The organism is Caulobacter sp. SL161 (assembly GCF_026672375.1).
Classification (GTDB): domain Bacteria; phylum Pseudomonadota; class Alphaproteobacteria; order Caulobacterales; family Caulobacteraceae; genus Caulobacter.
Genome location: NZ_JAPPRA010000001.1, coordinates 1,911,028 through 1,923,157 on the forward strand (window position 1 = coordinate 1,911,028; position 12,130 = coordinate 1,923,157).

Genomic DNA, 12,130 nt, shown 5'->3' on the forward strand with positions numbered 1-12,130 from the left:
AAGCTGCTGCGTGCGTGCCAGCCCGGCAAGCGTCATTTCAGGTTTCCGTAGGGGCGAACGCGCGTAAAAGGGCGCGCATGAACGACGCCAGCCCGCCGCCCGCCCACGTTCCGTGGCGCCTTGTCCTGCTTCTGGGCGCGCTGACGGCCTTCGCGCCGATGTCGATCGACATGTATCTGTCGAGCCTGCCCTCGATCGGCCGGACGCTGAACGCCGCCCCCGACCAGACCCAGGCGACCCTGGCGGCCTTCTTCGCGGGTATGGCCATCGGCCAGGTGTTCTACGGGCCGGCCTCTGACCGGTTCGGCCGTCGGCCGCCGCTGCTTGTCGGTGTGGGCCTGTTCATCGCCGCCTCGATCGTCTGCGCCGTCGCGCCGAACATCGAGACGCTGATCGCCGCGCGGTTCGTTCAGGCGCTGGGCGGCTGCGCGGGACCCGTGATCGCCCGCGCGGTGGTGCGTGACCGCTTCAGCCATACCGACACCGCGCGCGTCCTGTCGCTGATGACCCTGATCATGGGCCTGGCGCCGGTGCTGGCGCCGCAGCTGGGCGGGGTGGTCCAGTTCGTGGCGGGCTGGCGCGGAGTGTTCTGGGCTCTGGTGATGTTCGGTGTGCTGATCGCCGCCTGGGTCGTGCTGAGCCTGACCGAATCCCGCTCGGCGGCGACCGAGGCGCAGGCCCGCAGCGAAAATCCGCTGAAGGCCTATGTCGCGCTGTTCGGGATGCGTCGCCTGATGGGCTACGCCCTGGCGGGGGCCCTGAACGGGGCGGTGCTGTTCACCTACATCTCGGGCGCGCCGGATCTGGTGATGGGGACCTATGGCCACAGCCCTCTGGTGTTCAATCTGGTCTTCGCCTTCAACGCCGTCGGCATCATCGGCGCCAGCCAGATCAATCGTTTCCTGTTGCGCCGCTCAACACCCGACCAGGTGCTGGCGCGCGCCAGCGTCGCCTCCATTGTCGCCGCGCTCCTGCTGACCCTCGCGGCCTGGACGGGCTTCGGCGGGCAATGGACCGTGCTGCCGCTGCTGTTCGCGGCGCTCTCGCTCTATGGACTGATGGGCGGCAACACCATGGCCGGAGCGCTCAGCGTCGATCCTCAGCGCGCCGGTTCAACCTCCGCTCTGATGGGCTCGGCCTCGTTCGGGGCCGGGGCCGTAGCGTCCTGGGCGGGGGCTGCGCTGCACGACGGCACGCCACGTCCGGTGGCCGGCGTGATGTTCGCCTGTCTGGTCGGATCGGCCCTGGCGATCTTCCTGCTGGCCCTGCCGGGCGCGAAGAAGATTCAGGCCTGAGGCTGGTTGAAACCGCGCCAGGCCATCAGCGCCCAGCCGGCCATGAACGACAGACCGCCCAGCGGCGTGATCGCGCCCAGGATGCGCGGCGCGCCCAGCGCCATCGCGTAGAGCGAGCCTGAGAACAGCAGGATTCCGACAAAGAACAGCGCCGTCACCAGTCCCATGCTCCTGGCCCCGGCCCTGTGCAGCGTGAACGCGGCGAAGACGGCGAGCGCGTGGATCATCTGATACTGGGCGCCGGTCTTCAGCCACTCGACGGCCTTCCAGCCATCGATCCCATGTGCGGCGAAGGCGCCGAACGCCACGGCCAAGAGACCGTTGGCGGCCGCAAGGCCCGTCCAGGTCCGGGGTGTCCACCCTTCCATCGCCTTTACGCTCCGTCACTGTTGCAATCGTTCGCCGCGACCTTAACGTCGTTCACCTGCTCGTAAAGCCGGCCCGTCAGAGCGTCGGCGCGAACAGGGGAGGGACGGCATGGCGCTCACCTGGGGCGACGATTATCCGATCCATCAGACACCCGAGCCGGTGGCCTATGCCGGCACGGATCGGAACTTTTATGATCGCTACTTTTTCAACGGCTACGCGCCGGAGGGCGATGGCGGCGACCTGTTCTTCGCCGCAGCCTTCGGCGTCTATCCGCACCTGAACATCGCCGACGCCTCGTTCTGCGTGATGAAGGACGGCAAGCAGGTGAACCTCCACGCCAGCCGCTGGCTGGGCATGGAGCGGATGGATCTGAGGGTCGGTCCGATTGCGATCGAGGTGCTGCAACCGCTGCAACGTCTGAAACTGGTCGTACAGGCCCCCGAACAGGGCGTCGCGGCCGAGATCGTGTTCGAGGGCCGCGCCTTCCCGATCGAGGAGCCCCGCTTCATCCGACGCATCGGTCCGCGCGCCTTCATGGACTATACGCGCCTGACCCAGAACGGTCGCTACAGCGGCTGGGTCGAGGTGGACGGTGTTCGCACCGCCGTCGACGGGTTCGTCGGCACCCGCGACCGCTCCTGGGGCGTGCGGCCGGTCGGCGCGCGCGACCCGCAAGAGCCGGTTCCGCCCGTGCCGCCGCAGTTTTTCTGGCTTTGGAGCCCGTGCAATTTCGCCGACGGCAGCTTCTTCTTCCACACCAACGACGACGAACTGGGCCGGCCCTGGAACCGCCGCGCGGTCTGGCTGGAGGACGGCGGCCACGAAGAGGCGTTCGGTGGCTTTGCGCAGTCGTCGTGCGCCATCGGCTGGAAGAGCGGCACGCGCCACGCCGCGTCCGCGACGCTTGACCTGGGCGAGGGCGGTTCGGTGTCCATCGCGCCGCAGACCGAGTTCTTCATGCTGGGGCTTGGCTACACCCATCCGACCTGGGGTCACGGCCATAACCAGGGCGCGCTGAAGGTCGAGCGGGAAGACTTCGTGCTGGCGGACATCGACCGTCGCATGCCGCACCATCTGCATGTGCAGGCGCTGAGCCGCGTGACCTATGTCGACGGCCAGGGGCGGTCTCGGGTCGGCCGGGGCGTCTTCGAGCAGTTGGCGATCGGGCCGCACGCGCCGTCCGGTTTCGCCTCGATCCTGGATCTGGCCCCATGAGCCTGACCGAGCGCCTTGAGGCGTATCTTTCGCGCATCTGGTCGACGCCCGTGACGGTTTCGGACCTCTCGCGCATTCCCGGCGGCGCCAGTCGCGAGACCTATCGTTTCGCCGCCGCGGCGGAGGGCCAGACGCGTCCGCTGATCCTGCGTCGCGACCCGCCGGGCAGTCTGATCGAAACCGATCGGAATCTCGAATATCTGGCTTTCGAGTCGTTCCACGACTGTCTGCCCGTTCCGCGTCCCGTCGCCATGGAGGCTGAGGGCGCCGAACTGGAACGGCCGTTCTTCATCATGGAGCGCGTCGAGGGCGGGGCCGCCGCCTCGCCCTTCACGGTCGTTCCTTATGGCGAGCACGCTCGGACGATCGGCGAGCAGTTCTTCCGGATCCTCGGGACCATCGCCGGAGCCGATCCCACCGATCTGCCACTGGCCAGGGTCGCCGAGCGCCCCGCTCCCGAGGACTGCTGGCGGATCGCGCTCGACCACTGGACCAAGGTCATCGAGGACGACCAACAGCATCCGCAACCCATCGTCTGGGCCGCGATCCGCGCCTTGCGCCGCCGCCCGCCGCCGCCGGCCCAGGCGGTGCGCGTGGTTCATGGCGACTATCGCACCGGCAACTTCCTGCACGACGGCGCAGGCAAGATCATGGCGATCCTCGACTGGGAGATGGTCCACCTGGGCGATCCGCTGGAGGACCTGGGCTGGGCGATGGATCCGCTGTGGGGGCATTTCGAGGCCGACAAGGTGGGCGGCATGTTGCCGCGCGACGAGGCCCTGGCCCTCTGGAAACAGACCAGCGGCCTCGAGGTCGATGAGACCGCTCTTGCCTGGTGGTCGCTGTTCAACGCCGTGAAGGGCCAGGCGATCTGGACCTCGGCGGCCAAGGAATACCGCGACGGCGGGTTCAAGGATCCGGTGCTGGCGATCTCGGGCTGGTACACCGCCCGCCGCCATGACCAGATCCTGGCCGAGGCGCTGCTGCGCATGGAGAGGCTGTCATGACGCCGAGCGTGTCCGATATCCTGGTCGGCAACTTCCTGTGCATGGCCGAGCCGGGGCCGCCCGAACAGCAGGGCGAGTTCATGGCCGGGAAAGTCGCGGTGGTGGCGCTGCTGTCGCTGCTGGCCGCCCAGGAGGCCGAGCGGGGCGCGGCGGCGCGGGTGACCGAGAACGCGGCGATCCGCGAGGTGCTTTCGGAGGCGACCGCCGACTACGCCCTGTCCGCCGACTGGCCGGCCGATCCCGCCGAGCTCACGATCGGGGGTCTTGATCGCGTGAACGCGGCTCTGCGGCTGGCGCTGATCGGTCTGCATGAGGCGGTTGAGGCGCGGGGCGACGCGGCTCGCCACGGCCGGATCCTGCGACTCTACGCGCGCATGGCCGACCTCAGACGTCTCGACCTGCCGCCGCTTCCGGGACGCTAGAGCGTGAGGCCGAAAGTGGGAACCGGTTTCGGCTATTCTCACGCTCTAAGTATCTGATTTAGAGCCTTTTTAACGCCTGAAATCGATTCCGATTTCAGGCTGAAGGCTCCAGAGCGCCGTCAGCGGTGCTTGTTGTGCTGGGAGACTTCGTCCGGCGTGATGTCGATCAGGTCCGGGACGGCCGCGTTGTAGGCGGGCGTATGGTTCAGATCCATCACCACGCTGCGATGGCCCGTCCAGATCATGTGCACGGCCACATAGAGCACGATGGCCAGGCCGACAAAGCCGATCCAGCGGTGCTTGTGCAGCAGGTTGGCGATGGCCGTGGCGGCCACGCCCATCAGCACGATCGACAGCAAGAGGCCGAAGATCAGGATACCCGGATGCTCGCGGGCCGCGCCGGCGACGGCCAGGACGTTGTCCAGCGACATCGAGACGTCGGCGATCAGCACCTGCAGGAACGCGGCCTTGAAGGTCTTGTTCGGGCGCGCGCGGGGCTCGGTGCTGGGATCATCGTCGATCATGGCCATGGCGTCGGCCTCGTCGTGCGTGGTCTGCTCGCGCAGTTCCCGCCACATCTTCCAGCAGACCCACAGCAGCAGGAAGCCGCCCGCCAGCAACAGGCCCACCACGCCCAGCAGCCAGGTGGTGATCAGGGCGAAGGTGATCCGCAGCAAGACCGCCGCGCCCAGGCCGTACAGAATGACCTTCTTGCGCTCCTTGGCGGGCAAGCCGCCGGCCGCCAGGCCCACGGCCACGGCGTTGTCGCCGGCCAGGACGAGGTCGATCATCAGGACTTGCAGAAGGGCGGTCAGCGGGCCTTGGAAGGCGCCGAGCTGGGCGATCAGGGCGTCAGACATGGCCTCTCAATGCTGTGACGCGCCGGACGATGCAAGGCGCAAACGCCTTTTCACGGCGGATCAGAAGAGAAAGAGCCCCGGATCGTGGGATCCGGGGCTCAGGGGTCTCAACCGGCGCTCGGCCTAGTGGTGAGCGTGCTCAAGTTCCTTTTTGGGCGCGTCGTGGTGACCGTGGCCATGCTCTTCGTGATGGCCGTGGTCATCGTGCCCGTGGCCGCCGTGACCATGGGCGTCATGGCCGTGATCGTCGTGGCCGTGTCCATGGTCGTCGTGGCCGTGTCCATGGTCGTCATGGCCGTGGCCGTGACCGTGATCGTCGGCATGGCTGGCCGGGGTCACATGGGCGGTGTGCTCGGCATGGGCGTGATGAGCGCCATGGTCGTGGCCGTGGGCATGATCGTCGTGGCCATGCGCATGATCATCGTGACCATGCCCGTGATCGTCATGGGAACCGTGACCATGATCGTCGTGGCCATGGCCGTGGTCATCATGCCCGTGAGCAGCATCGTGCCCATGATGGTCGGCGTGGCTTGCAGTGGTCGCGGCCACCATCGGGTTCACGTACGAAACGTGCTCAGCCGGGGCGTGGGGTTCAGGGTGGGCGTGGGCGTGAAGATCCGCCCCGTGCCCGTGATCGTCATGACCGTGGGCGTCGTGGCCATGATCATCGTGGCCGTGGCCGTGGTCGTCATGGCCGTGGTGATCATCATGGCCATGCCCGTGGTCGTGGTGATCGTCATGGTGGGCCACGGCCGAGGCCGCGACCGCACCGGCCGCTGCGCCGCCGGCGGCGGCGAGGAACGGGTTCACGTGCGACACGTGGGTGCTGGCCGGAGGCGCCTCGAACTCCATCTCGTTGCGCCCGTAGTCGGTCAGCGTGCGATACTTGCGCTGGCTTTCGGCCTTGCGGCGCGAAGCGCTGACGCTGCGCGACACGCCCACCAGAATGATCAGCGCCAGAAGCACCAGAGCCGCGCCCAGCAGGGTCTTGATCGGCGTCGGGCCGAGGCCGGGCAGCGAGATCGTGCCGTTCAAGGCGCCGAGGTCGAGCTTGTCGAGGCCCTTCTTGGCCTCTTGCGGCAGGGCTGCGACGCGCTTGCTGATCTCACCCAGGGAGAAGCCTTGCGGTTCCTTCGCGCCGGTCAGTTCGACACCGAACTCCGACTTCAGTTCGCCTTTGGCCTCGGGGCTGGGCTTGACCTGCCAGGCGAAGGTGGTCGGCTCACCCGCTTTTACGACCGCCGTCTGGCGCCCGTTCGGCGTGATCTCATAGCCTTCGCCCTGCAGTTCGGCATAGGCGCTGGTCTTGCTGGCCGCCTTGGTCAAACCGAGCTTGGCGGCTTCCTTCTGGATCATCTCGCCCAGGGTCGCCGGAAGCGACAGGGTCACTTGGCCAGGCTGGCCCTTGCCGAGGGTTTCGCCGGTGGCCAGGACCGCGCCGTTGGTCGCGGCGGGCGCGACGGCGGCCTGCAGTTGTTCAAGCTTGGTCGCGGGCTTGGCCGGGGCCGGAGCCGCAGCGGGCGCCGCAGCAGCGACCACGGGCGGCTTGGCCAGCGGCGCGGCGGGTTGCACGGGCTGGACGGCCTTCACCGGCGCGGGCGCCGGGGCGACCGTCTTCGGCGTCACGGGCTTGACCGCCGCCACGACAGCCGGCTTGGCCGGCGCCGAGGGGCCCTGGGTCTGGATCTTGGCGTGGACGCGCTTGGGCGCCGACGAGGCGGCGTGCGGCGCGCTCTTGGGATTGGGGATCGGCCGCATCGCCGTGACCAGGGTGCCGTCCGGACGGCGCCAGGTCTTCAGGTGGCTGTTATGCGACGGGGGCGGCGGAGGCGGCGGGCGCGCTGCGTCGGCTTTCGCCTGAGCCTGAGCCTGCGCCGAGGCGTCAGCGACCGGCCCGCCCAAAAGTCCATCCTGCGCAGGGGCGGCGTTGGGCGGCGGCGCGCCCATCAGCTCCGGCGGCGACGACGATTTCTGATGATCGCTTGGCGGCGGCGCCGAGGCGACCGGATCGCCCGCACTACAGCCCGCCAGCGCAAGAACGCCTGCCGCGGCGGTCGCCAAGGCGGCCAAGCGTATATTACGTCCAAACATCGGGTCCCCCGATCCCATGTCAGATTCCTCCGCGGAGCAGCGCTCGCGGACCGCTGTTCGCGAGAAAAGCACGAGCTTGCGACGAAATCAAAACGGTTAAGAGAGATTCACGAAACGATTTCGTCCAAGGCGCGAACTTTCGAGGCTTCGTAGAGGGCGATCGCCGCGGCGGCCGAGACATTCAGGCTCTCGAAACCGCCGGGCATCGGGATCTTGCCGAGGGCGTCGCAATGCTCGGCCACCAGCCGCCGGACGCCTTCGCCCTCTGAACCCAGAACGAGCACAGTCGGCTGGCTGTCGAGCACGGCGTCCAGGCTTTGCTCGGCCTCGCCGGCCAGGGCCACCGCCCGCCAGCCCAGGTCGGCCAGTTCCTCGAGCGCCCGGGAAAGATTGACCACGCGCGCGTAGGGGGCCTTGTCCACGGCGCCGACAGCGGTCTTGGCGAGCACGCCGGAGAGGGCGGGAGCGTGGCGGTCCTGCAGGATCACGCCCTTGGCCCCGAAGGCGGCGGCCGAGCGGAAGATCGCGCCGATGTTCTGCGGATCGGTGATCTGGTCGAGCATGACCAGGAAGCCCTTCGCCGGGGTTCCCAGTTCAGCGATCGTCAGTGGCTCGGGCTCGTCGATCTTCAGGGCCAGCCCCTGGTGCACGGCGCCCTGGGGAAGCTGCTTGGCGATCTCCTGGCCTTCCATCACCTGCAGGCACGTCAGCTTTTGCAGATGCGGCGCGAGTCGCTTGGCCCGATCGGGCGTCGCCAGAAGCCGCTTGGGAGCGGGTCGGCGGGGGTTGGCCAGCGCCGCCTCGACGGCGTGAGTCCCCCAAATCCAGTCCTTGGCGTCGCCTTGGCCTCTGGAAAAGTCGTTCTGTTTCCGTGGCTTGGAACGAAAATCGCGTCCTTGTGCAGAAGGACGTTTCCGGTCGTTGCGTTCGGAATGAGAGGACACTATAAGACGCGCTCCGATTTGGGGCCCCGAGGGCTTCTCGGCCAGCCGGCGCTGCTCTTAGCATCGTCCGTCACCGGTCCAAGAAGCTTTTGTTTCGCATCGGCGTTTGACGGCTTGCCGTCGTGCGTCGAAGCGGATAAAGGCCGCCGGCTTCGGAACTCCATCGCGTGCTTGGGGGAATGTCCCGAGTGGCAAAGGGGGGGGACTGTAAATCCCCTGGCGTAAGCCTTCGTAGGTTCGAGTCCTACTTCCCCCACCATGCGCGCGATGAGTTCCGGAAGGCAGCGCCCTTTAAAAAGCATGGGGGCGTCCCAGAGCCGAAAGACCGGGAGCCGATCGCGACCCCGCTAGCCCCAGATGGGTGATTGGGCGGGTATAGCACAATGGTAGTGCAGCAGCCTTCCAAGCTGAGGATGCGGGTTCGATTCCCGCTACCCGCTCCAGCTCCCTGAAGAGTTATTCCCAACAACCCAGCCGCCGGCGCGAAGGTAGAGACGATGGCCAAGGAAAAGTTCGAACGTACTAAGCCGCACTGCAACATCGGCACCATTGGTCACGTTGACCATGGCAAGACGACGCTGACCGCCGCGATCACGATGACGCTGGCGAAGTCGGGCGGCGCGACGGCCAAGAAGTACGACGAAATCGACGCGGCGCCGGAAGAGAAGGCCCGCGGCATCACGATCAACACCGCGCACGTGGAATATGAGACGGCCAACCGTCACTACGCCCACGTCGACTGCCCTGGCCACGCCGACTACGTGAAGAACATGATCACGGGCGCGGCGCAGATGGACGGCGCGATCCTGGTGGTTTCGGCCGCTGACGGCCCGATGCCGCAGACCCGCGAGCACATCCTGCTGGCCCGTCAGGTCGGCGTGCCGGCTCTGGTCGTGTTCATGAACAAGGTCGACATGGTCGACGACGAAGAGCTGCTGGAGCTCGTCGAAATGGAAGTGCGCGAGCTGCTGAGCAGCTACCAGTTCCCGGGCGACGACATTCCGATCACCAAGGGTTCGGCTCTGGCCGCCGTTGAAGGCCGCGACGCCAACATCGGCGAAGAGAAGATCCTGGAGCTGATGGCTTCGGTCGACGCCTACATCCCGCAGCCGGAGCGTCCGGTCGACATGCCGTTCCTGATGCCGGTCGAAGACGTGTTCTCGATCTCGGGTCGCGGTACGGTCGTCACCGGTCGCGTCGAGCGCGGCATCGTGAAGGTCGGTGAAGAAGTCGAAATCGTCGGCATCCGTCCGGTCCAGAAGACGACCTGCACGGGCGTTGAAATGTTCCGCAAGCTGCTGGACCAAGGTCAAGCCGGCGACAACGTGGGCGTGCTGCTGCGCGGCACCAAGCGTGAAGACGTCGAGCGCGGCCAAGTGCTGTGCAAGCCGGGTTCGATCACGCCGCACACCAAGTTCGTGGCCGAAGCCTACATCCTGACCAAGGAAGAAGGCGGCCGTCACACCCCGTTCTTCACCAACTACCGTCCGCAGTTCTACTTCCGCACGACGGATGTGACGGGCATCATCAAGCTGCGCGAAGGCGTGGAAATGATCATGCCGGGCGACAACGCCGAGCTGGACGTCGAGCTGATCACCCCGATCGCCATGGAAGAGAAGCTGCGCTTCGCCATCCGTGAAGGCGGCCGCACCGTCGGCGCCGGCGTCGTCGCGAAGATCGTTGAGTAATCTCGACCGGTCTTAGCTTCGGCTGACAATGCGAAGGCCCCGGAGAGCAATCTCCGGGGCCTTCTGCTTTCGCAACTCCCCCTGATTGTAACTTTCGGGTTGGCGTGGTGATACTGCAACCTCGGCGCTTGCGCCGACGTCGATCAGCTTGGGGCGGGCGAGTGTTTGGTGAAGACGGTTCGGGCGCGCGCTTCGAGGTGGGCGCTCCAGGGGATTGGGTGATTGCCGCGCGGTTTGAGCCCGATCTGGAACCACCGAGTGACAGCATTGATGGGGGGCGCCGATTTTGGCTCTCCGACACCCAGATTGATCTGCGCCGCGGTGGCCAGGCTTGGTTCTCCAGGGTCGTCGCAGAGGTTGTTACTGCGGATGGCTTGCAGCCTATCGGGCAGATCAGCGTCGACTTCGAACCTTCTTACGAGCGACTCGTTCTGCATCACGTGCGCATCTTGCGCGCGGGGGAGACGCGCGAAATCGAGATCAGGCCGCTAGTGAGCGTTCTGCGGCGCGAGCGGGATCTCGAGCGTGCGATGTATGACGGCCGCTACACCGCGCACCTCGTCGTTCCCGACGTTCGCGTCGGCGATATCGTAGACTACAGCTACACACTTCACGGTGCCCATCCTAGCTTTCGCGGTCTGTTTGGGGCCGAGTTCGGGCTGCAGTGGTCGTGTTGGGTCGCTCAGACTCGTGTGCGCTTACTTGCGGATGAAGAGCGGACTTTCGACACACGAACGTGGAACGAGGTGCCCGCACCCAAAGTGAGCCTCCTGGAGGAGGGCGGCCGTGAATGGCTCTGGAATGTCATCAACCAGCCCGGCGTCCGCTCCGAACAGAACGTGCCCGGCTGGATCCGAGATCGCATGGCGCTCCGGCTCGCCGATCGCACGACGTGGGCCGACATCGCCGCGCTCTTCGCACCGTCCTACGAGACATCCGGAGCCTTGCCAGACGATCTTGAGGCGCGGGCGATAGAGATAGAGTCCCAGGCTGCAGATCAATCAGCGCGCGCGGTTGCCGCGCTCCGGCTGGTCCAGCATGGGCTCCGCTATCATTCGGTCAGCTTGGGTGATGGGGGATTCGCGCCGCGCTCTATCGAGCACATTTGGGCTGTCCGGGCGGGCGACTGCAAGGACTCAAGCCGGCTTTTGGCGGCCTTGCTTCGCCGCCTCGGCCTGGAGGCTGATCCCGCGCTTGTCCACACCTGGCTCGGACAGGATATCAAGGATGATCCGCCGGCGCCGAACGCCTTCAATCACTGCATTGTCCGGACCCGCGTAGCCGGCCGAACCTACTGGCTCGACGCGACCCGTTACCCACAGGGCGGCGCGCTGGAGAGCGTTTCGCAGGCCCGGTACGGTTGGGCGCTGCCGCTTGTCGAGGGAGCCGCTCTTGAGGCTATGGGGGAAGACACGCCCACTCCAATTTGCGACGCGAGAGAACGCTTTGAACTCGATCCCGCGCCCGATGGCGCGGGCCGACTAACAATTGATACGCACTATCGTGGCTGGCGAGCGGACGACATTCGGCGTCGGTTGGCCTCAGAGGGCCCCGACGCTGTCGCACGAAGCTACCGTGAGTACTACGAACGGTTCTTCGGCGCTGTGACTGAGCTTGCGCCCATGACGGTTGATGACAATGTGGAAGCCAACGTCATTCGGATTGGCGAGCGTTACCTACTCGCGCGACCCTGGGAACGCATCGACGAGAAGCGGGGGCGCTTCCAACCGCTCGACGACATCTTTGCGCCGCATCTGACAACCCAGAGGTCCGCGAAAAGGCGCACGCCTATTGACCTAGGGGCGCCTCGGTCCCTCTCGGTAGAGACCCTGATCAAGCTTCCTCATGCCATAAGGGTCACGCCTTGGGACGATGTGTTCGAAGCGCCGGGTGTTCGCGCATCGTCACGGTTGGAGCCTGCGGACCAGACCGGGACCCTGTTCCGGCTGGCGCGAGGGTTGACGATCTCCCGAACCGAGGTTCGTCCCGAGGACGCTGAGGCTCTCTTTAACCTGCGCGAAGGCGCGATCAACGCCTCCGTCATGATCACTGACACCACGGACAAGCCAAAGGCGACGACTGGCTTCCAGCTTGGCGAAGTCAATCTAGACTATCGAGTGATCTGGGTGGTCTTCTGGCTGCTGATCGTTATCGGCGGTCAAGTTGTTTCACGCATAAACTGATCAACCAAAAATCCAGATATCGGCCCTAACTGCTGCGCCTGATCCGGCGGTGCCAC

10 protein-coding genes and 2 tRNA genes are annotated in these 12,130 nt (G+C 66.3%); 8 read left to right on the top strand and 4 right to left on the bottom strand.

All coding sequences use genetic code 11. The annotated features are described in order from the left end of the window. The first annotated feature begins 77 nt into the window (after positions 1-77). Positions 78-1,295: a multidrug effflux MFS transporter gene (locus OVA11_RS09230; protein WP_268067140.1), complete on the top strand. Its 1,218-nt coding sequence runs from the start codon at positions 78-80 to the stop codon at positions 1,293-1,295. Here OVA11_RS09230 and OVA11_RS09235 read toward each other — a convergent pair. Then, on the bottom strand, positions 1,286-1,663 hold the full coding sequence (locus tag OVA11_RS09235; protein WP_268067141.1) for a DUF423 domain-containing protein: 378 nt from the start codon (positions 1,661-1,663) through the stop codon (positions 1,286-1,288). The genes OVA11_RS09230 and OVA11_RS09235 overlap by 10 nt on opposite strands. A gap of 109 nt (positions 1,664-1,772) precedes the next feature. On the opposite strand from OVA11_RS09235, the gene OVA11_RS09240 reads away from it, so the two are divergent. The 3 genes from OVA11_RS09240 to OVA11_RS09250 are packed head-to-tail and all read left to right on the top strand — an operon-like array spanning position 1,773 to position 4,308. Next, entirely contained in the window at positions 1,773-2,879 is a 1,107-nt protein-coding gene (locus OVA11_RS09240; RefSeq protein WP_268067142.1) for a hypothetical protein, read from the top strand. Continuing rightward, positions 2,876-3,886, top strand: a complete 1,011-nt coding sequence (locus tag OVA11_RS09245; RefSeq protein ID WP_268067143.1) for a phosphotransferase family protein — start codon at positions 2,876-2,878, stop codon at positions 3,884-3,886. Before OVA11_RS09240 ends, OVA11_RS09245 begins: the two co-directional genes overlap by 4 nt. Next, a complete protein-coding gene (locus tag OVA11_RS09250) occupies positions 3,883-4,308 on the top strand; it encodes a hypothetical protein (RefSeq protein ID WP_268067144.1) in 426 nt (141 codons plus the stop codon). Before OVA11_RS09245 ends, OVA11_RS09250 begins: the two co-directional genes overlap by 4 nt. 119 nt (positions 4,309-4,427) lie before the next feature. Here OVA11_RS09250 and OVA11_RS09255 read toward each other — a convergent pair whose 3' ends face one another. The 3 genes from OVA11_RS09255 to rlmB form a co-directional block, all read right to left on the bottom strand. Further along, a complete protein-coding gene (locus tag OVA11_RS09255) occupies positions 4,428-5,168 on the bottom strand; it encodes a TerC family protein (protein ID WP_268067145.1) in 741 nt (246 codons plus the stop codon). Between the two features lie 123 nt (positions 5,169-5,291). After that, the gene (stpX, locus tag OVA11_RS09260; RefSeq protein WP_268067146.1) at positions 5,292-7,259 is read right to left on the bottom strand and encodes a stalk-specific protein StpX; all 1,968 of its coding nucleotides are present in this window, start codon (positions 7,257-7,259) and stop codon (positions 5,292-5,294) included. A 107-nt stretch (positions 7,260-7,366) separates the two neighbouring features. Next, entirely contained in the window at positions 7,367-8,203 is an 837-nt protein-coding gene (gene rlmB, locus OVA11_RS09265; protein WP_268067147.1) for a 23S rRNA (guanosine(2251)-2'-O)-methyltransferase RlmB, read from the bottom strand. A 173-nt stretch (positions 8,204-8,376) separates the two neighbouring features. Between rlmB and OVA11_RS09270 the strand changes: the two genes are divergently transcribed. From OVA11_RS09270 to OVA11_RS09285, 4 genes are all read left to right on the top strand, one after another. Then, positions 8,377-8,462, top strand: a tRNA-Tyr gene (locus OVA11_RS09270). 110 nt (positions 8,463-8,572) lie between these two features. Then, positions 8,573-8,646: transfer RNA gene (locus OVA11_RS09275), tRNA-Gly, on the top strand. Between the two features lie 54 nt (positions 8,647-8,700). Next, positions 8,701-9,891, top strand: coding sequence for an elongation factor Tu (gene tuf / locus OVA11_RS09280; RefSeq protein ID WP_268065482.1), 1,191 nt, complete (start codon positions 8,701-8,703; stop codon positions 9,889-9,891). 161 nt (positions 9,892-10,052) lie between these two features. After that, a complete protein-coding gene (locus OVA11_RS09285) occupies positions 10,053-12,074 on the top strand; it encodes a DUF3857 domain-containing protein (protein ID WP_268067148.1) in 2,022 nt (673 codons plus the stop codon). Positions 12,075-12,130 lie beyond the last annotated feature (56 nt).